We start from the raw sequence: 20,094 nt of genomic DNA on the forward strand, positions 1-20,094 counted from the left end.
TACAATATTATTAGGAGACTGGCTATGAAGACAACGATTAAAGAAGCTAAACAATATCTTAACCAAGAAGTTACTATTGGCGCTTGGTTAACTAATAAACGTTCAAGTGGGAAAATAGCATTCCTACAATTAAGAGATGGTACAGGCTTTATGCAAGGCGTCGTAGCAAAAGCAGAAGTAACTGAGGAAACATTTAAATTAGCTAAAGAATTAACACAAGAATCATCTATTTATATTACTGGCGTTATTTCTGAAGATAATCGCTCAGATATTGGTTACGAAATGCAAGTGAAATCAATAGAAGTAATCTCAGAAGCTCATGATTACCCAATTACACCTAAAAGTCATGGTACAGAATTTTTAATGGACCATCGTCATTTGTGGTTACGTTCTAAAAAACAACATGCTGTAATGAAAATTAGAAACGAGATTATTCGTGCAACTTATGCATTCTTTAATGACAATGGTTTCACAAAAATTGATCCACCTATTTTAACAGCAAGTGCACCTGAAGGCACAAGTGAGCTATTCCATACAAAATACTTTGATGAAGACGCGTTCTTATCACAAAGTGGACAGCTTTATATGGAAGCTGCTGCAATGGCTCACGGTAGAGTGTTCTCATTTGGTCCAACATTCCGTGCTGAAAAATCTAAAACACGTCGTCATTTAATTGAATTCTGGATGATTGAACCTGAAATGGCTTTTTGTGAACATGCACAAAGTTTAGAAGTTCAAGAACAATATGTGACATATGTGATTCAATCTGTATTGACAAATTGTAAACTTGAACTTAATGTATTAGAACGTGATACATCTAAACTTGAAAAAGTAACTACACCATTCCCACGTATTACATACGATGATGCTGTAGTATTCTTAAAAGAACAAGGTTTTGACGATATAGAATGGGGCGAAGATTTCGGTTCTCCTCATGAAACGGCTATCGCTAATCATTATGATTTACCAGTGTTTATCACTAACTATCCAACAAAAATTAAACCTTTTTATATGCAACCGAATCCAGAAAATGAAGATACTGTACTATGTGCAGATTTAATTGCACCTGAAGGTTATGGTGAAATTATAGGTGGGTCTGAACGTATAAATGACCTTGACTTACTAGAGCAACGTATTAATGAATATGGCTTAGACGCTGAAAGTTATAGCTATTATTTAGATTTACGTCGTTATGGCAGCGTACCTCATAGTGGTTTTGGTTTAGGCTTAGAAAGAACTGTGGCTTGGTTATCCGGTGTGGATCACGTTCGTGAAACAGCACCATTCCCACGCTTACTTAATCGATTATATCCATAATATTTTAAATAATATAATAAGATTCACAAACAGCGTCCAGTCCACAAATAATGGCTGGACGTTTTTATAACAATATCAAAGATGGGAGGGTTAATTTGGATAGAGAACAATTAAAAACAAGACCTATTGTAATTCGAAAAGAACTACTTGATCATTACAATGAATTAGGCTTAAATGAAACAGAGTTAGTGATTTTAATCAAATTATTACATGCCTCTGAAACATCTAATAAACAACCTTCAATTGAAACTTTACAGCAAGGATCTGCATTAGATTCAAGAGAAATCACTTCAATCATTCAAACTTTAATACAGCATGATTTACTAGAACTTAATGTTAATAAGGACGAAGAAGGTAAGTTCACTGAATATATGAACCTTGACCAATTCTATGATAGGTTAAGTGAAATTATGCAACAAATGAATGTAAAACAAGTCGAACATGAATCTGAGCTAGAGTTCAATACATTATTTCAAAAAATAGAACAAGCGTTTGGCAGACCTTTATCTCCATATGAGATAGAAACATTAAATCAATGGTTAGATATAGATAAACATGATTTAAGTGTCATTCAAGCTGCTTTAAACGAAGCAGAGAGCCAAAATAAAATGAGTTTTAAATATATCGATCGTATTTTACTAAATTGGAAAAAGAATAATGTAAAAACGATTGAAGATTCGAAAAAAATTAGCCGCCAATTTAACCAACCTAAAATGAAACATACAGTTAGTAAGGTCCCTAAATTTGATTGGCTGAATGGGGAGAATCCAAATGGTAAGTAATAAAAAAGCACTTGAAATGGTTGATGTCATAGCTGAAATGTTTCCAAATGCTGAATGTGAACTTGTCCATGACAATGCATTTGAACTTACAATTGCTGTACTCTTATCTGCACAAACAACTGATATTTCTGTAAATAAACTTACGAAACCTTTATTTGAAAAATATAAAACACCAGAAGATTATTTAAGTGTGGATATTTCAGAACTAGAAAATGATATACGTACTATTGGTTTATATAGAAATAAAGCCAAAAATATTCAAAAATTAAGTCAATCGCTTTTAGATAAATTTGATGGTAAGATTCCTCAAACACACGCTGAGTTAGAAAGCTTAGCAGGTGTGGGTAGAAAAACGGCCAACGTTGTTATGAGCGTAGCTTTTGGAGAACCTTCATTAGCTGTAGATACACATGTAGAACGTATCTCAAAACGTTTAGGTATATGTCGATGGAAAGATAATGTACGTCAAGTAGAGGATAAATTGTGTACAGTAGTTCCTAGAGAAAGATGGAACAAAACACATCATCAACTCATATTTTTCGGTCGCTATCATTGCTTAGCACGTAAACCGAAATGCGATGTTTGCCCATTATTCGAAGATTGTAGAGAAGGTCAAAAGCGCTATAAGGCAAGTTTGAAAGAGGCATGAACAAAATGATTACAAAAGAAGATTTTACAAAGTTAGAACTGGAATTGGATTCATACGCGAAAGTAAAAAAACTAAAATCACCAGAAGCAAAACGATTGTTAGATCAATACTTTAATCTGATTCAACTTTACTTTCAACAAATTAATGGTATTGAAATTATTGATTTTAAATACTTAGATGAATATGCTGTCGTTCCAATGAATTTCGAAGAAAGATATCATTATATGATAGCACGTAAATATCATTTTATGGGTTACAGCCAAATGAAAACATTAAAATCAGAACTTATTAAAATGAACGCATCTTATCAAATTCGTCTAAAAAACAAACATTAAAACAATAAAAACAGTGTAAGCTCTCAAAGTTAGAACAATTACGCTGTTTTTTATTCATTATTGTATTTATTTGATGAATTAATATGTATAAATGTACTTTAACTAAAAACAAAGACCCGATTTCCAATTAATATGGAAACCGGGTCTTTTAAAATTGAAGTCTTGTTATTGTGTACTATTTGAAGTAGCTGTGCCACTTCTATTTGCATTTGTAGTATTTGTACCGTTTGCATTGGTAGTGTTTGCACCACTTGTATTATTGGTATTTGTGCTACCAGTATTGTTATTACTTGAACTATTACTGTCTGAATCACTATCCGAATCATTATCTGAGTCACTGTCTGAATCGCTGTTATTGCCTTGACCTTTAGGATTATTATCAGTTGTATTGTCATCAGACTCACCTTTAACTGATAAATTATCTTTACTGTCTCCGCTAACAGAGTCTGGTTTCGTAAAGTCTTCACCATCACGTGGTGAAATAGTAGACATTACATCTTCTAATAGGAATTGAGGATATTCTTGTTCATCACTTCCTACAAAGGAGTTAGTTCCACCTTGTTTAACTTCATTGAATCCCATCCATACAGACATACTGTATTTAGGTGTGAAACCATTAACCCAAACATCTTTAGCAGCATCATCAGGTAAATTATATTGTTGGTAAGTTTGTTGTCCATACGTACCTGTACCTGTTTTAGCGCCTATGTTTACTCCAGAGATGTCGTGTCCATATGCAGAACCATAAGCTTCAAATGTACCTTTTAGCACTTCAGCTAGCATATAAGCAGTAGAATCTTTCATAGCTTTTTTGCTTGTATGGTCATATTCAATGACTTCACCATCTTGTTTTTCAACTTTTTCAATTGAATGCGCATTGTTGTACTCGCCACCATTTGCAATTGATGCAAATGCTGATGCTAATTGTGTAGGTGAGAACTCAGATGCAGAACCACCTAGTACTTCAGAAGGTCCAATATCTCCTTCATATTCTAATCCTACTTTTTCAGCGAATTCCTTCGGCGCATCATTTCCAGCATTTTCTTTCGTTGATTGCCAAGCTTTTAAGGCAGGGATGTTGAAACTTTGACGTAATGCATCATAAAGTTTAACCGTTCCGTGACTTTCCATGTCATAGTTTCTGAATGTAACACCATCAACTTGGTATTCCTCTTCATCTTTCATAGCATGGTCAGTTGCCCAAGACATGTTTTCAATTGCTGGGCCATAAGATAAGAATGGTTTTAAAGACGATCCGGTAGGGTGTGCGTCTGTTGCTAAGTTTCTATCAACGACGTCTTTATAATCTCTACCACCAGATATTGCAACAAGTTCGCCAGTTTCACTATCTACAATAGATGAACCAACTTGTTGATCCTCATTTTTATAGTAGCTACCATTATTAATACGATCTTGCAATGTTTCTTGAACGTCTTTGTCCATATTTGTATGGATCTTAATACCACTATTTAATACAGATCCTAAATCTTCATCTTTAAACTCTTTATTATTCATAAGTTCTGATTTTACAAAGTTAATATATGAATCATATTCTTTTTTAGAATCATCTTTACTTACTTGTCGCTCTTCATTAGTTCGTTGAACAAGTGTATCTTGTATTTTAGTATCTTGTGCTTTTCTTTCTCTTCTTTGGAAATCCTATCATGATATTCCATGAGATAAAGCACAGTGTTTTTACGTGATTCCGCTTCTTCAGGATTATCATAAACATTATACGTATTTGGTACTTGTGGTAAACCGGCAAGATATGCTTCTTCAGTTAAAGTCAAATCTTTCAATTCTTTATCAAAGTAATACTTAGCTGCCGCTTTCACACCATAAACACCATCAGAATAATAAATCTTGTTCAAGTACATTTCGAATATTTCATCTTTACTGTACTCTTGTTCTAATCTGTATGATAAGTACGCTTCTTGTGCCTTACGTGCAATAGATTTTTTATCTGTCAAGAATGATCGTTTAACAACTTGTTGTGTTAAAGTCGATGCACCTTGCGAACCAAATCCACCAGTAATATTTTTGGCAACAGCGCCGAACAGACGTTTATAGTCTAGTGCACCATGACTGTAGAAGCGATTATCTTCTGTAGCTAATACAGCATCCTTCATTCCTTTAGGCACTTCATCTAATTCAACATGTTCACGTCGTTGTCCGTTATCAATTGTTTTCACCAATTCTCCATCTTTATCATAAATCTTAGCTGGGATTGGATCTTGTAATTTTGACTCAGTAAACGCTGGAGCTTTCCAAGCATAATAAGCAAATAACAAGATACCTATTAACGCTAAGACAATGAACGCAATGATAAGAAAGCCAACTATCTTGATTATCGTTCGTTTAATATTCCTATTCTTTTTTTGATCGGACTTGCCTTTCTTGTTAGATTGGGAAGTCCTTTTTTTCTCCGTCATACGCGGTCCTCACTTTCATCTAATATCAACTTATCAACAGCTTTGAGGTAATTCAATCGTGGTTGATACTGATAAGGAATATAGTAACCATTTTTTCTTACTTCTTCAACCGTTACCGACTTTTTAATGTTATTCGTATGTCTTTCCCAAAAATATTTAAACTTAGAATAGGGAAGGAGATATACTTCATCAAGCGTTTTAAATCGAATTAATAAAAATACTATCCCATTTTGTTTGAAACAAGACGCCATATGTGAAACTTGGTGTTCATGCATATTACTCAATGGGAAAGAAGTCTTATTTTTCGTTTCTTTCGCTTCAAAGTCAAGGTAATGTCCATTATAAATACCATTATAATCAGTTGTAGACGGCGTTCGGAAATAAGCCTCATTAATTACAGCCTTACTTCTCATAGGATAATGAACATTTACGATTTGAACAGGCGTTGGTTTTTTATGTATAACCGCCATTCCATGGTTCAAATAGTATGTGTTCGACAGTTCGATATCATTTTCAAGCGTCATACCTCTGCCACCATAGTCTATTTTACCCGTTTGACCCTTATGAGTTCGTCCGACTTGAGACTTATTTCTATTAAATGGTTTCCCATTAGGGTAATTCATTGTTTTTCACCACTTTAGTTTGGAAATCAAAAACTTTTTCCATTATACCCGACTTTGGCAAATTTTTCCAAACCTTGAAATATGAATCAATGTATTTACAAATACATCAAGTACATTTTAACGTGCTTTGCATAATTAAACAATATTTGGAACTAATTAAGGCGCTATTATAACATAAATGTAAGACGACGCTTTAGAAATGACTCACATTATCTTTTATGGTAAATTTATTGTGTAGGAGGAAACTTCATGCAACAGTTAATTACGCAATTATTAGATGATGTACAGCTTATGCAAGATAAATATGAATCCGTAAAAGCATCTGGCGAAGATTATGATTTTTATTCTGTTGTCGTCCCATTCACGAACAATATTGATGAATTACTCACATCCTTTATTCAATATGAAACTCAAATACTTCGCTTGCAATATATGAACAAACAAAAATTTGATTTATTAGTTTCTAATATCGAAGAATTATCTGTGGAGTGCCATTTTAAACGCTCAAGCCGAAAGTTGTTCACAGAAAAAATTAAGGCTGTTCAATATGATTTAAGCTATATTCAAAGAAGTGAGTTGTATCTATGATAAAAACAGTTTATGTCACAGGTTATAAATCTTATGAACTTAATATTTTCAAAGATGATGCTCCAGAAGTTTCCTATTTAAAAAAATTTATAGCACATAAATTAAATCAATTGATTGAAGAAGGCTTAGAATGGGTATTAATACAAGGACAGATGGGTATAGAGTTATGGACAGCAGAAGTAGTACTTGATTTGAAGGCAACACATCCAGAACTTAAATTAGGTATTATTACGCCATTTCATGGTCACAGCGATAGATGGAACGAACAAAATCAAGCTAAATACCAAAATATCACGCAAAAGGCTGATTTTGTAGATAGTGTGTTTCATTCACCATACGAAGGACCTCATCAATTTAAACAGACAAATCAGTTCATGTTAGATCATACAGATCAAACATTATTAATATATGATGAGGAGCAAGAAGCAAGTCCAAAATTCTTCAAGCAAATGTTAGTTGATTTTATGGAAAAAACAAATTATACTTGTGACATTGTGACGTTCGATGAATTAACTAAGTTCATCAATGATTTACAGTGGTCTCAAGAACAAAGTTTCGAATGAGGTGGGAAAAAATGGCAGATATTTCATTGAAATTATCAGCAAAGGATATTTATGAAAAAGATTTTGAAAAAACTATGACACGTGGTTATAGAAGGGAAGAAGTCGATGCCTTCTTAGACGACATCATAGCGGATTATCAAAAAATGTCAGACTTAGATAGTGAAGTTGTTAAGCTTTCCGAAGAAAACAACAAACTAAAAAAAGAACTTGAAGAACTTAGATTACGTGTAGCGACGTCAAGACCACAAGAAAATAAGAATTTCTCTTCCAATAGTAATGCTGCAACTAAGAGTAATAACAACAATAACAATAATAATGTTGATATTCTAAAAAGAATTTCTAACTTAGAAAAAGCGGTATTTGGAAAATAACACGCTAATGAATAATTATAGTGTGTGCAAATCGTAGATATAGCTTCATCTACATAAAACCAAGTTTTGATTTCATTCAAAACTTGGTTTATTTTATTTGTTTAGCCGTCTAAAGCATGGTATACTTTCAAAGATGGTGTTTTGGGTGATCGCTATAGCAATATAGAGGAAAGTCCATGCTCACACAATCTGAGATGATTGTAGTGTTCGTGCTTGATGAAAAAATAAGTCAAGGCATTAAATTGACGGCAATGAAATAACCTAAGTCTTATAGATACGGTTAAAATAGTTTGAAAGTGCCACAGTGACGTAGCTTTTATAGAAATATAAAAGGTGGAACGCGGTAAACCCCTCGAGTGAGCAATCCAAATTAGGTAGGAGCACTTATTTAACGGAATTCAACGTATAAATAGGACATGCTTTTAAAAGCATGTAGACAGATGGTTACCACCAGCGTACGAGTGTATCTAGTACACGATTGCAGTACAACGGTACAAAACATGGCTTACAGAAATATCATCACTAGACCCAAGCTCTCCCACATAGGAGAGCTTTTTTAATTTCTAAAGTTATAGAAGGTATTCATTAAACTGAGTTGCATTAGAACTTAGTACATTGTCATATCTATTTAAAAAATTTTTTGATAAAATATAAGTAAATCTTTATTTAAGAAGGAGCAAACTAATGTATCAATTATTAGCCGTATGTCCTATGGGATTAGAAGCAGTTGTGGCGAAAGAAGTTCAAGAATTAGGTTATGAAACAACTGTCGAAAATGGCAGAATATTTTTTGAAGGTGACGAATCTGCAATTGTTAAGTGTAATTTATGGTTACGTACAGCCGACAGAATTAAAATTGTAGTAGGTCAATTTAAAGCCACTACATTTGATGAGTTATTTGAAAAAACAAAGGCCTTACCATGGGAGACAATCGTTGAACAAGATGGTAATTTCCCAGTACAAGGCCGTAGTGTGAAATCAACGTTGTTTAGTGTGCCTGATTGCCAAGCAATTGTAAAAAAAGCAATTGTTGAACGTTTAAGACGTGCGTACCAAGAACGTGGTTGGTTAAATGAAACAGGTGCAAAATACCCAGTAGAAGTTTCAATATTAAAAGATAATGCACTCCTTACAATAGACACTTCTGGTTCAGGGTTGAATAAACGTGGTTACCGTTTAGCTCAAGGTGAAGCACCAATTAAAGAAACACTAGCAGCAAGCTTAATTCGTTTAGCGAATTGGACAGGTGACACACCGTTAATAGATCCATTCTGTGGTTCTGGCACAATAGCGATAGAAGCTTGCTTAATCGCGCAAAACATTGCTCCTGGATTTAATCGTGATTTTGTTTCTGAGAAATGGGACATGATGCCTGACAATTTATATGATGAAATGAGAGACGAAGCAGACCAACAAGCTAATTACGATAGAAAACTTGAAATTTATGCTTCGGATATCGATCCAGAAATGATAGATATTGCACGCAGAAACGCTGAAGAAGTGGGATTAGCTGATATTATTCAATTTAGCGTGAAAGATGTTAATACACTTACAATAGATACAGATGAGCCAATCGCACTTATAGGCAACCCGCCATATGGTGAACGTATTGGGGACCGTGATGAAGTAGAAGTTATGTATCGCTATATAGGTGAACTAATGCAACAACATCCTCATCTATCAACTTATATTTTGACAAGTAGTACAGAATTTGAACATTTAGTTAACCAGAAGGCAACTAAGCGTAGAAAGTTATTTAATGGATATATTGAATGTACGTATTATCAGTATTGGGGTAAGAGAAAACCTCAAAATTAAAAATTTAATAGAGTGAAAAGTAGAAAGAGATGCATCTTTTGAACACTGAATTTAAAAAGGGAATCGTATTTGCTTTTGGTGCATATATTTTATGGGGTGTTCTACCCATATATTGGGATTTAATTAGAGAATTAGGCGCATTTGAAATTTTAGCATATAGAATTGTGCTTTCGATGATATTTATGCTATTTGTTGTAGTGTTCACTAAAAATACTGAACCCTTTAAACGAGATGTTCATCAACTCTTTACAAACCCAATTCAACTCATTGCTATTATTGCAGCAGGTTATGTAATTACAATTAACTGGGGCACATTCATATGGGCTGTAGCAAATGGTCACGTACTGCAAACTAGCTTAGGATATTATATTAATCCACTCGTAAGTATTATACTTGCACTCATATTCTTGAAAGAACGTTTTAATAAATTAGAGTGGATCGCAATTGCATTAGCAGTTATAGGTGTGCTCTATATGACATTAAAAATGGGTGTATTCCCAGGTATTTCGCTATTATTAGCAAGTTCGTTTGGTTTATACGGGTTAATTAAAAAACTAGTACCGATAGATGCCATTAGCAGTATCACTATAGAATGTATTGCTACTGCTCCAGCAGGCTTTATATATCTATGGTATATATGGCAACAAGGAAGTTCTTCTCTAGGAGTCAATAGTTCATCATTTTGGCTATTATTTTCAGGGGCGATTACAGCGATTCCGCTAATATTGTTTTCAGCAGGTGCCCGTAGAATCCCATTGTCATTAACCGGCTTCATTCAATACATCGCTCCAACATTGATGTTTGTATTAGGGATATTCTTATTTAAAGAACCATTTAATATTGACCAGTTAGTAACGTTCATATTTATATGGATTGGTATTATTGTCTATAGCATTTCTCAATACTTTAAAATTAAGAAAGATAAAAACCCTTTAATTCGTTAACAATTTAAGCTTATCATTACATTTAGATCTCTAGATGTTGAGAGACTGGGACATATCACGTGTCTCAGTCTCGTTTTTTATTTTGTCAGTGGCTGACTGAATTGAAAATGCGCTTATATCAAACTATTAAAGAAATACTACTTCATTTATTGTAATCAAGTAGTTCTTATTCAAGCTTTCCAACGATTGTATTACATTTTACAGTCACCTATGTCGGGCTCACACATACGACGAAATTTTATTAGAAATATTAAATCTCTGTCCCACTCCCTTAACATATCTAGAGATTTTACAATTCCACACATTATATGTACAAAAATGCATATCGCTAATATAGCTATGGTGATTAATCATCAATACATTATAGTAATCCAATTAAGCACTCAGATTGTAATCAAGTATGTTTTAAGTTTAATATGAGGGTAAAGAGGTTAACTATAGTACTGTGAGTTTAAACAGATTATATGTAATAAGCCTACTTCAGTCTTAGTAATGAAAAGAAACGAAGTAATATTTTTGATTAAATAGCAAAGTTATTAAAAACAATAATATAATATTGGAGTGATTGGATGACAAGAGTATTAATTCTAGGGGCAAATGGTGCAGTTTCTAAAGCAGCTATTAATTCTTTTTTAGAAAACACATCCTATACCTTAAGATTATTTTTAAGAGATGCGAATAGATTACCTGACTTTGCATCAGATAGAATTCGTGTGCGAGAAGGTGACGCTACTAACTTTGACGATGTTAATAGTGCAATGGACGATGTAGATATCGTCTTAGCTAGTTTATCAGGAGACCTTGATAAAGAAGCAGCAACTATTGTAAAAGCAATGCAAACAAATGATGTGAAACGTTTAGTCTTCGTAACATCTTTAGGTATATATAATGAGGTCCCAGGAGAGTTTGGGGAATGGATTCAACAACAAATAGGTGATAGATTACCTGTTTATAAAGCAGCAGCTGATATTATTGAAAGTTCAGGGCTAGATTATACTATTTTTAGACCAGCATGGTTAACACATACAAATGAAATTGATTATGAAATTACTCAAAAGAACGAATCATTCAAAGGTACAGAAGTATCTAGAAAAAGTGTAGCAGCTGTCGTTGTTAAAATCGCTAAAGATCCAAGTCTTTATTTAAAAGAAAACATAGGTATCAATAAGCCGAATACTGATTACAATAAACCTAAAGGGAGTTAATAATAAGTAGATATATAAAGACTGAGTAAAACAATAGACAGACTATCAATACTGAAGCGTATATATAGATTAGTTCATCATAAACTACCTTATGCTGGTGTCATTCCAAATTTGTTTGGAGTGACTTTTTTATTACGATTGTTTTATATCATAACAACCCATTTCTATAATCATGCTAAGTGATTAGAATACACTACGTACATAACGTAACATTAAGATAAATTATCATTAATACGGATTAAAAGAAATTTAATTTCACTTACTACCTTTAGACAAACAATAATTTGTTATACAATAAGTTTAATTACATACAAGTAATCAAAGGGGATACATATAATGTCTAATACTGAGCAACTCGATATTTTATATAAACTAAAAAAAGAAGTTGAAAAATCAAATAATGGACGTCTTGTCCACATCATCAATCAAGTTATTAAAAAGGTATACTTAGAACAATATACTGCAACTTTTGTAGGCCACTTCTCAGCAGGTAAATCTACTTTAATTAACTTACTCTTGGAAGAAAGTATTTTGCCAAGTTCGCCTGTACCAACAACAAGTAATACGGCTATTGTGTCTGTGTCAGACGAACCAGGAATTATTGCAAACTTAAGCAATCAACAATATACATTATTAAATAATTACGATGAAGTTAAACAAATGAATCGTGAAAACATAGATGTAGAATCTGTAGAAATAAAATTCCCATCAGATAAATTCAAAAAAGGTTTCACGTTACAAGATACACCTGGTGTAGACTCTAATGTTGCAACACACCAATCAAGTACAGAGGAATTTATGTATACGAGTAATGTACTTTTTTATACAGTAGATTACAACCATGTGCAGTCAGCTTTAAATTTCCAATTTATGAAACAGTTAAATGCAGCAAATGTGCCAGTGGTATTTGTAATTAATCAAATAGACAAACATAGCGAAGAAGAAATTACTTTCGAGACATTTAAAGATCGTGTAGAGAAATCAATCGCTGAGTGGGAAATCGAATTAGATCAAATATTTTATGTCTCAAAATATGATCATGAATATAATGAAATTGACACGCTTTCTAATTATTTAATTGAAAAAGACACCCATAGAGAATCTATCGAGGATTATGTGGAACGAATTGTTGAATTTATTACTGATGAACAATTATCTTATATTCAATATGAAATTCAAGATATTTTAGATCAACTTGATATTTTCGAAGCGGATTTTGACCAAGCTTATCTCAATTTCCAACAAAACCAAGAGGTCAGTGAAGAAGCCAAGTTATTAAATAACCCTGATGAATTATATGACTTTTTAAAGCAAAAACGTAAAGATATTTTAGATAATGCATATATCATGACGCATGATACTAGAGAAAAAATCAAAATTTATTTAGAAAGTCGTACGAAAGACTTTAAAGTCGGCGGTTTATTTAATAAAAAACAAAAAACATTAGAAGAACAACAAAAGAGATTAACAGCAGTTGTAGAACAACTCCAAGACAAAGTAAATCAAGAAGTCAGACAACCACTAAGAGAAGACATGTCATTTTTAACACGTTTTATAAATTCTTCAGAGGTAAATGACGACATTCTTAATCAACATTATACAATACACCCAGAACTCATAACTGATTTATATCAAATGCAAATAACAATTAGTAATCAATATGTTTTAACATTTGCAGATGATTTGATGGCTTCACTTAAAAAATTTATTGCAAAAGAATCTGACCCATTATTTAAAAAGGCTATTAAACATTCACAAGCAAATGATATCGGTACAGAACAAGAAGACGATTATAATGATTATGTGAAATTTATGGAAATGCGTAATTTGAGAGAGTCTCTGGAAACACAAAACTATATGCATTATTACATTCATATGGATGACTCTTTAGATAAATTAATAGACCGAACAGAAATCAAATACACAGCACAAGACAATACTGATACTGTCAAGATGAGTAAAAGAAACACAATTGAGAAACATTACGATAACCAAGACAATACGCAAAACATCAAAAATGCACTTGAATTAATTCAAGATATACCTTTATTCGAACAAACAAAAAAAGACATTGATGATACATTAACGAGATTAGAAAATAAAGTTGTGAAAATAGGGGTCTTTGGTACATTTAGTGCAGGCAAAAGTAGTTTGATTAATGCCTTACTGGGTGGCTCGCACTTAGTCAGTTCACCTAATCCAACCACTGCAGCAATGACTGAATTAACTTATGGACATGAAAGTCAGATTACACTTAAATCATCTGAACAACTTTTAGACGAGTTAAATCAAGTTTTCGAAATTGAAAATAAAGCATTTGATAGTATTGAAACGTTTTTAAGTAAAAATACAGATAAAATCAAAGCGACTTTGGAAAAAAATCAATTGGCTTTTGTGAACGCAGTTGAAAAACATTACAGTATGTATAAACACATGTTAGAAGAAGGTCAAACACATACTATTCCACAAGATGATATTAAAAAATGGAGTGCAGAAGATGAGTATGCAACGTTTGTAAACACAGTACACCTTAAACTACCAATCGATTGGTTAAAAGATAAAATCATCGTTGATTCCCTAGGATTACATTCCAATAATCAACGTCATACAAATGAAACTGAGAAAATACTAACATCTTCAGATTTAATCTTATATGTAAGTTATTTTAATCATTCGTTTACAAACAATGACAAACGCTTTATTGAACATATGAAAGAAATGAATCAATTAAATGAAAATCAAGCTTTCAAAATGATTATAAATGCTACTGACTTAGCAGAAACTGATGAAGATTTAAATGCTGTGATAGAATATGTTGGTGATGCTTTAACTCAAGTTAACATGGATTCAGACATTTTTGCTGTTTCCAGTAGAGAAGCACTTAAGTCTGGCGATAAAGGAATAGATAAATTACAAGAGAGTATTCAACACTTTACTCAAGTTGAATCTAAATATATACTTCAACAACAAATGTTAAAACAACTCACACATATTTCCGAAGCGTTTGAACAAATGATTGAAGAAACAAAGAACAACAAAGCTCAAATTGAACAACGTAAACAAAAATTAAAAAATTATGAACAATCAACAGTGTTGAGTTATAACATATTACAAACTGCAGAACAACGTGCTTCAAATGAGGTAGAAGACCAAATCTATCACTTAAACGAACGCTTGAAATTACAATTACAAGATGAAGTCAAATCTATTTATAATGGACAAATGACAAAAAATAGTAATTTCAACGAAGAAAAACGTCTATCTACAAAAATTTATTTAGATCAAATTCATCAACGCTTGTACTTAGAGCAATCCTTACTTGTTGAACGCGTCAAAAAATATTTCCACGAACAATTGCATAATGAAATTGCACCGTTAAAGCAAAAACTTGAACAATTGCATGTGTTTATCGAACCAAAATTTGATAAAAACAATATTGAATTAGATGAACCTTATTTAAAAGTTGAGTTAAGTCATATGGTTGATGCATTACCTAAATCACTTTCTAAAAAGAATATCCTGCAACCTAAGACACAAGGTGAGTTACAAGAACAAATTACTCAAGAAACAATCAAGTTACTTGCCCCTTGTATCGCTGATCTTAGAAAAGCACTCAATGAAATCGTCTTAGTTATGAACGAGAATGCTGAAACAAAATTCAAGCAATTTGAAAGTGATATTCATCGTCAAATCAAAGAATTATTATCATTTGAAATCGATGATGCATTGATTCAACAATTGCAAGAAACGAACGCACAATTAAAAGTGCTATTGTAAACAAGAAAGAGGTACACAAAATGTCTAATAAAATATTACTAATAGATGGCATGGCTTTATTATTCCGCCATTTTTATGCTACAAGTCTTCACAAACAATTTATGCGCAATTCTTCAGGTACACCTACAAATGGCATACAAGGATTTGTGCGTCACGTGTTTAGCGCAATCAATGACATACAGCCAACACATGTAGCTGTATGCTGGGATATGGGGAAATCCACTTTTAGAAATGATATGTTTGATGGTTATAAACAAAATAGACCAGCACCACCTGAAGAACTTATCCCTCAATTTGATTATGTGAAAGAGGTTTCCAATCAATTTGGTTTTGTTAATATTGGCGTTCAGAACTATGAAGCTGATGATGTTATTGGAACGTTAGCACATCAATATTCTGATGAAAATCAAGTTTATGTAGTAACTGGTGATAAAGACATACTACAATGTATCAATCCCAATGTAGAAATTTGGTTAACTAAAAAGGGGTTCAGCATTTATAATCGCTACACGCTTGATAGATTCCAAAGTGAATATGGATTGAATCCGTTACAACTTATTGATGTAAAAGCCTTTATGGGAGATAGCGCAGATGGTTATCCCGGCGTAAAAGGCATAGGAGAAAAAACGGCAATTAAACTTATTCAAAATTATGGTTCTGTAGAATCTGTCGTTGACGCAATAGATGAATTGACACCTGGTCAACAGAATAAAATAAATAATGATATGCAAAACTTAAAGGTTTCCAAGTCTTTAGCTAAAATTCACACTGAAGTGCCTTTAGATACAACAACATTATTACAAGATATGAAATTTGGTACAGATATCACTAAGATATTAAATATCTGTAACGAACATGAGTTATACGTATCCGGAAAATACTTATCTACTCATTTCAGTTAAGCATACAAATAAAAAAGTGGTTGTCAGCAATCCCTTCGGAAAGCTAGCAGCCACTTTTTATATTATTTGCCTTTTTTATTTTTAGTGATTTTATACAGTGCATTTTTAGCATGATGATTTGCTTCCTTATTTTGATTTCTAGGAATCCATCTTACAAAAAGTAAATCAAACTGTTGTTCTAATTTTAACATTTCACGATAATAAGGTTTGAATTTATCATTTTTTACGCGTCCCTTATTCAAACTATCTTCAATTAATTTTGAATCTGTATAAACTATCGCCGTCGTCACTTTGTGTTTCACAGCACTTTCTAAGGCAAACACCAACGAGGCCCATTCAGCACTATGATTATCCATTATACCCAAACTAGTATCATACTGAATTCTTTCGTTGTCTGTTACTATGACAACTGCACAAGCACTTTCACCTGGATTACCGGCAGTAGCTGCATCAAAATATATTTTCGCCATAAATTCACCCACATTATTTAAGTTAATCTTATCTTATCAAAACTATTTCATTTATACTATATAAGCACTAACCATATCAGTTGGAAATTCAATATATTTTTCGTATCCTAGATATATATTGAATTTATACTTGAATAGTCGGAGTTAAGCAAGAGAGGTCTGATACTTTGAAAAATATGTTTATTATACATGGTTACCAAGCACATACTGATAGTCATTGGTTTCAATGGTTAGCTACTAAAATGAAAGCTTCTGATTATAAAGTTGAAGTCATACATTTACCAAATTCAAATCATCCAGATATAGATCAGTGGTACAAAGCATTACACAATAGTATGGCACATAAATTGAATTCTGAAACGCTTATTGTCGCTCATAGCCTTGGAGTAATAACCGTACTTAATTATTTATCTCAACTTTCTCAATACCCGCATATTAAAGGGTTATTTTTAGTTTCAGGCTTTAATGAAACATTAGAGAATTTACCAGAATTAGATTATTATATCAATCAAACTAACGTTCAACTTGATCGCATTAATGCTCAACATATTATTACTATCGGTAGTGATTATGACCCTGTTGTTAGTATTAGCGCAACAGATAGATTATCTAAAGCTTTAGGAACTCAAACAATTCATATTCCACACAAAGGGCACTTTCTAGCTAGCGATGGTTATGAAACATTTGAATTTTTAAAAGAACAAATTATCACTATTTTAAATCAAAAAAACTCTGAAATTGGTATATAACCAATTTCAGAGTTTTTTAGTAACCTTCATCTAATTTTTGTATTTTACCTTTTCGATACATAGATTTTGCCCAGTAACCGAATGGCACGTTAAATATTGTAGAAATTATTTTCAACAAGTAAGTTGTTATAAAAATTTCAAAAACTGCTTCATTTGGCATTGTCCCTAAAAACGCAATAGCTACGAATAATGCTGTATCTATAATATTACTAATTATCGTACTTCCATATGCTCTAATAATAAACGTACTATCTGAACTGAATACCTTTTTAATCAATGAAAACAGCAGTACATCTAAGTGCTGTCCAATGATATATGCAATAACAGAACCTAACGCTATTCTAGGTACAAGATTAAATATTGTATCTAGTGCACCTTGAGTCGTGTCCACTGGAGATGGGGTGAAGTATAACGATAGTTGCATGACAATAATCATGACTAACGTTGAACTAAAACCTAACCAAACCGCACGCTTTGCAATTTTTCTACCATATATTTCATTCAAAATGTCAGTAGCTAAATATATCGATGCAAACATTACATTACCTAACGTTGCAGAAATAGTAAAAATATCTACTGTTTTTATTACTTGTATATTAGCAATAATTGTACCAATTGCAATCCAAGCAATTAATCCTTGTTTTCCAAAAAAACGATACATTGCGACTAATAATAAAAATGTGATTAAAAACGTTAACACACCAAAAACTTCGTTAAACAATTTAAATTCCTCCTAAATTTTGATGATGCGGGTGTTTAGAAACCGCATATTTAACAACTGCATAATCTTATCAGAAAAATTAAAAATTGCAAGTATACTTTTAAAATTAATACACCTTATTTTTAGATTAATCTTAATTGCAAATTTAATATTAAACAATCGTAGTTACAAATGATATAATACCTTCAAGCGTCAAATCTTAATATAATTAAATACTTTTATTTACAGAAACACAGGAGAGTGAAGTTTATTCTAACTTATTCTGAAAAAGAAGCAATTGATGCGATAGATCATTTAATGAACACCTACTGCAAAGAATGCTTACTTAAAAACCATATCAGAAAGACTGAAGGAAAAACCCAAGCACATCACTTTTGTATAAATGAGTGTTCAATTGGAAAACAAATCAAACAAATAGGAAATGAATTACAATAAGGAGGATTTATAATGGAAATTTTAAATGTAGAAGCAACACCAAATCCAAATACAATGAAATTTGTATATAGCATTGAAGGTGGAGACACAAAACCCAATACGTATACTAAAGTAAAAGAAGGTCAGCCTGAATTTATTAATGCAGTATTAGAAGTAGAAGGCGTAAAATCTATATTCCAAGCTATGGATTTTATTTCAGTTGATAAACAAGCTAATGTTGAGTGGGATGATGTATTACCGAATATATTAGCAACGTTAGAAAGAATATAAATATAACAAGGAGGTTCCTTGATGGAAATTGTTCGTGTTGAACCTACACCAAGTCCAAATACAATGAAAATTGTCTTGAGTGAGAAAAGAGAAGATAATAAATCAAATACGTATACTGCAGTTGCCGAGGGACAACCTCATTTTATTAATGATGTATTAGCAATCGAAGGCGTTAAGTCTATATTCTATGTCATGGACTTTTTAGCAGTGGACAAAAAGCCAAAATTTGATTGGGAAGATGTTTTACCTAATGTAACTGCAACGTTAAATGAAGACCAAGAAGAAATAAATGAACCTTTACCAGATGAACATTATGGAGAGGTTAAGGCTGAAGTATTAAAATTTAAAGGCATTCCTTACCAAATTAAACTTACTACAAGCTCTGAAGAAAAACGCAAACAATTACCAGAAGTTTATATCGACAGCATGCTAGCTGCACAAAAAGATAATGATAATATCGTCTTTCTTCGTAAATGGGATGATTTAGGTGTGCGCTATGGTGATTTAGATGAGATTATGTCTGAAGTATTTGAAGAAATCACTGCTATTTATCCTGAGGAACGATTAAAAACACTTGTGCAAGAAGCATTAGCTACAAATATTGTTGTTCCAGAAAAACAATATCAACATGTTTCCCTTGAAGCTTACCAAGCTGCTGATGATTGGAAAGAACGATTAAGAATGTTAAAATCCTTTCCAACACCAACTGTACAAGATTTTCCACTATTAGGTGAAGCAGTGAGTGATGAGCAAAAAATACCCTTGAGACGTGAAGCTATCGTACTACTTGGAATGGTGGAAGATAAAGCTGTATTACCTTATCTGTTTAAAGGGTTAAATGACAAAAGTCCTGCAGTAAGACGTACAGCAGGAGATTGTTTAAGCGATTTAGGTTTTAAACAAGCGCTGCCAGAAATGGAAAAAGCGTTAAATGATTCGCAAAAGATTGTAAGATGGAGAGCAGCAATGTTTATCTTTGACGAAGGTGGTCCTGAACAACTCGAATCATTAAGAGCACATGCAGATGACCCTGCATACGAAGTCAAATTACAAATAGAGATGGCAATTTCTAGAATAGAAAATGGTGACGAAGCTTTAGGATCCGTTTGGAAACAAATTGCTAACAGAAACAAGTAATTACTG

Annotated in this window: 19 protein-coding genes, 1 other RNA gene and 1 pseudogene; 17 read left to right on the forward strand and 4 right to left on the reverse strand. The window is 32.5% G+C overall.

The window, feature by feature from the left end; translation table 11 throughout:
* Positions 1-24 precede the first annotated feature (24 nt).
* The 4 genes from asnS to AOB58_RS02525 all read left to right on the forward strand — a co-directional run bounded on the left by asnS (position 25) and on the right by AOB58_RS02525 (position 3,083).
* A complete protein-coding gene (gene asnS, locus AOB58_RS02510) occupies positions 25-1,317 on the forward strand; it encodes an asparagine--tRNA ligase (protein WP_021339204.1) in 1,293 nt (430 codons plus the stop codon).
* A gap of 95 nt (positions 1,318-1,412) precedes the next feature.
* A complete protein-coding gene (locus AOB58_RS02515; protein ID WP_021339203.1) occupies positions 1,413-2,099 on the forward strand; it encodes a DnaD domain-containing protein in 687 nt (228 codons plus the stop codon).
* Positions 2,089-2,748 carry an endonuclease III gene (nth, locus tag AOB58_RS02520; RefSeq protein WP_002507584.1) on the forward strand — a complete coding sequence of 220 codons (660 nt, stop codon included), beginning with the start codon at positions 2,089-2,091 and terminating at the stop codon, positions 2,746-2,748. The genes AOB58_RS02515 and nth overlap by 11 nt, the downstream gene beginning before the upstream one ends.
* Positions 2,749-2,753: 5 nt before the next feature.
* Positions 2,754-3,083, forward strand: coding sequence for a YpoC family protein (locus AOB58_RS02525; RefSeq protein ID WP_021339202.1), 330 nt, complete (start codon positions 2,754-2,756; stop codon positions 3,081-3,083).
* Between the two features lie 377 nt (positions 3,084-3,460).
* On the opposite strand, the pseudogene AOB58_RS02530 reads toward AOB58_RS02525, so the two are convergent.
* Positions 3,461-5,515 (reverse strand): annotated as a pseudogene (locus tag AOB58_RS02530) (transglycosylase domain-containing protein); the annotation flags it as partial.
* Positions 5,512-6,138, reverse strand: a complete 627-nt coding sequence (gene recU / locus AOB58_RS02535; protein WP_002507587.1) for a Holliday junction resolvase RecU — start codon at positions 6,136-6,138, stop codon at positions 5,512-5,514. The pseudogene AOB58_RS02530 and the gene recU, both read right to left, overlap by 4 nt.
* Before the next feature lie 249 nt (positions 6,139-6,387).
* On the opposite strand from recU, the gene AOB58_RS02540 reads away from it, so the two are divergent.
* The 9 genes from AOB58_RS02540 (at position 6,388) to AOB58_RS02580 (ending at position 16,306) form a co-directional block, all read left to right on the forward strand.
* Complete coding sequence (locus AOB58_RS02540) at positions 6,388-6,726, forward strand: DUF1798 family protein (RefSeq protein ID WP_002507588.1); 339 nt, start codon at positions 6,388-6,390, stop codon at positions 6,724-6,726.
* On the forward strand, positions 6,723-7,289 hold the full coding sequence (locus AOB58_RS02545; RefSeq protein ID WP_064782910.1) for an SLOG family protein: 567 nt from the start codon (positions 6,723-6,725) through the stop codon (positions 7,287-7,289). The genes AOB58_RS02540 and AOB58_RS02545 overlap by 4 nt, the downstream gene beginning before the upstream one ends.
* A gap of 11 nt (positions 7,290-7,300) precedes the next feature.
* Positions 7,301-7,660 carry a cell division regulator GpsB gene (gene gpsB, locus AOB58_RS02550; RefSeq protein WP_002507590.1) on the forward strand — a complete coding sequence of 120 codons (360 nt, stop codon included), beginning with the start codon at positions 7,301-7,303 and terminating at the stop codon, positions 7,658-7,660.
* Between the two features lie 137 nt (positions 7,661-7,797).
* Positions 7,798-8,173: RNase P RNA component class B (rnpB, locus tag AOB58_RS02555), an RNA gene on the forward strand.
* Between the two features lie 171 nt (positions 8,174-8,344).
* Positions 8,345-9,478 (forward strand): THUMP domain-containing class I SAM-dependent RNA methyltransferase, encoded by a 1,134-nt coding sequence (locus AOB58_RS02560; protein ID WP_002507591.1) that lies wholly within the window; start codon positions 8,345-8,347, stop codon positions 9,476-9,478.
* Positions 9,479-9,516: 38 nt separating this feature from the next.
* Positions 9,517-10,422 carry an EamA family transporter RarD gene (rarD, locus tag AOB58_RS02565; protein ID WP_064782911.1) on the forward strand — a complete coding sequence of 302 codons (906 nt, stop codon included), beginning with the start codon at positions 9,517-9,519 and terminating at the stop codon, positions 10,420-10,422.
* A gap of 569 nt (positions 10,423-10,991) precedes the next feature.
* Positions 10,992-11,627 (forward strand): SDR family oxidoreductase, encoded by a 636-nt coding sequence (locus AOB58_RS02570; RefSeq protein WP_021339197.1) that lies wholly within the window; start codon positions 10,992-10,994, stop codon positions 11,625-11,627.
* 336 nt (positions 11,628-11,963) lie between these two features.
* Complete coding sequence (locus AOB58_RS02575; RefSeq protein ID WP_064782912.1) at positions 11,964-15,404, forward strand: dynamin family protein; 3,441 nt, start codon at positions 11,964-11,966, stop codon at positions 15,402-15,404.
* 20 nt (positions 15,405-15,424) lie between these two features.
* A complete protein-coding gene (locus AOB58_RS02580) occupies positions 15,425-16,306 on the forward strand; it encodes a 5'-3' exonuclease (RefSeq protein WP_064782913.1) in 882 nt (293 codons plus the stop codon).
* A gap of 62 nt (positions 16,307-16,368) precedes the next feature.
* Here AOB58_RS02580 and AOB58_RS02585 read toward each other — a convergent pair whose 3' ends face one another.
* Positions 16,369-16,776: a ribonuclease HI family protein gene (locus AOB58_RS02585; protein WP_064782914.1), complete on the reverse strand. Its 408-nt coding sequence runs from the start codon at positions 16,774-16,776 to the stop codon at positions 16,369-16,371.
* A gap of 167 nt (positions 16,777-16,943) precedes the next feature.
* Between AOB58_RS02585 and AOB58_RS02590 the strand changes: the two genes are divergently transcribed.
* Positions 16,944-17,525 (forward strand): RBBP9/YdeN family alpha/beta hydrolase, encoded by a 582-nt coding sequence (locus AOB58_RS02590; protein WP_064782915.1) that lies wholly within the window; start codon positions 16,944-16,946, stop codon positions 17,523-17,525.
* A gap of 16 nt (positions 17,526-17,541) precedes the next feature.
* Here AOB58_RS02590 and AOB58_RS02595 read toward each other — a convergent pair whose 3' ends face one another.
* Positions 17,542-18,246 carry a queuosine precursor transporter gene (locus AOB58_RS02595; RefSeq protein WP_064782916.1) on the reverse strand — a complete coding sequence of 235 codons (705 nt, stop codon included), beginning with the start codon at positions 18,244-18,246 and terminating at the stop codon, positions 17,542-17,544.
* Between the two features lie 240 nt (positions 18,247-18,486).
* Between AOB58_RS02595 and AOB58_RS02600 the strand changes: the two genes are divergently transcribed.
* From AOB58_RS02600 to AOB58_RS02610, 3 genes are read left to right on the forward strand one after another with little or no spacing between them, the layout of a single operon-like run.
* A complete protein-coding gene (locus AOB58_RS02600; protein WP_021339191.1) occupies positions 18,487-18,681 on the forward strand; it encodes a zinc-finger domain-containing protein in 195 nt (64 codons plus the stop codon).
* Positions 18,682-18,693: 12 nt separating this feature from the next.
* A complete protein-coding gene (locus AOB58_RS02605; RefSeq protein ID WP_064782917.1) occupies positions 18,694-18,951 on the forward strand; it encodes a NifU N-terminal domain-containing protein in 258 nt (85 codons plus the stop codon).
* Positions 18,952-18,972: 21 nt separating this feature from the next.
* Positions 18,973-20,088 carry a conserved virulence factor C family protein gene (locus AOB58_RS02610; RefSeq protein WP_002512418.1) on the forward strand — a complete coding sequence of 372 codons (1,116 nt, stop codon included), beginning with the start codon at positions 18,973-18,975 and terminating at the stop codon, positions 20,086-20,088.
* Positions 20,089-20,094 lie beyond the last annotated feature (6 nt).

The sequence above is a fragment of the Staphylococcus sp. AntiMn-1 genome (genome assembly GCF_001663395.1).
Classification (GTDB): Bacteria; Bacillota; Bacilli; order Staphylococcales; family Staphylococcaceae; genus Staphylococcus; species Staphylococcus equorum.

Excerpts from the sequence above, each read along its gene's own strand:
- asnS (WP_021339204.1), top strand. The coding sequence starts at position 25 with ATGAAGACAACGATTAAAGAAGCTAAACAATATCTTAACCAAGAAGTT.
- nth (WP_002507584.1), top strand. The coding sequence starts at position 2,089 with ATGGTAAGTAATAAAAAAGCACTTGAAATGGTTGATGTCATAGCTGAA.
- AOB58_RS02525 (WP_021339202.1), top strand. The coding sequence starts at position 2,754 with ATGATTACAAAAGAAGATTTTACAAAGTTAGAACTGGAATTGGATTCA.
- recU (WP_002507587.1), bottom strand. The coding sequence starts at position 6,138 with ATGAATTACCCTAATGGGAAACCATTTAATAGAAATAAGTCTCAAGTC.
- AOB58_RS02540 (WP_002507588.1), top strand. The coding sequence starts at position 6,388 with ATGCAACAGTTAATTACGCAATTATTAGATGATGTACAGCTTATGCAA.
- AOB58_RS02545 (WP_064782910.1), top strand. The coding sequence starts at position 6,723 with ATGATAAAAACAGTTTATGTCACAGGTTATAAATCTTATGAACTTAAT.
- gpsB (WP_002507590.1), top strand. The coding sequence starts at position 7,301 with ATGGCAGATATTTCATTGAAATTATCAGCAAAGGATATTTATGAAAAA.
- AOB58_RS02560 (WP_002507591.1), top strand. The coding sequence starts at position 8,345 with ATGTATCAATTATTAGCCGTATGTCCTATGGGATTAGAAGCAGTTGTG.
- AOB58_RS02570 (WP_021339197.1), top strand. The coding sequence starts at position 10,992 with ATGACAAGAGTATTAATTCTAGGGGCAAATGGTGCAGTTTCTAAAGCA.
- AOB58_RS02575 (WP_064782912.1), top strand. The coding sequence starts at position 11,964 with ATGTCTAATACTGAGCAACTCGATATTTTATATAAACTAAAAAAAGAA.
- AOB58_RS02580 (WP_064782913.1), top strand. The coding sequence starts at position 15,425 with ATGTCTAATAAAATATTACTAATAGATGGCATGGCTTTATTATTCCGC.
- AOB58_RS02585 (WP_064782914.1), bottom strand. The coding sequence starts at position 16,776 with ATGGCGAAAATATATTTTGATGCAGCTACTGCCGGTAATCCAGGTGAA.
- AOB58_RS02605 (WP_064782917.1), top strand. The coding sequence starts at position 18,694 with ATGGAAATTTTAAATGTAGAAGCAACACCAAATCCAAATACAATGAAA.
- AOB58_RS02610 (WP_002512418.1), top strand. The coding sequence starts at position 18,973 with ATGGAAATTGTTCGTGTTGAACCTACACCAAGTCCAAATACAATGAAA.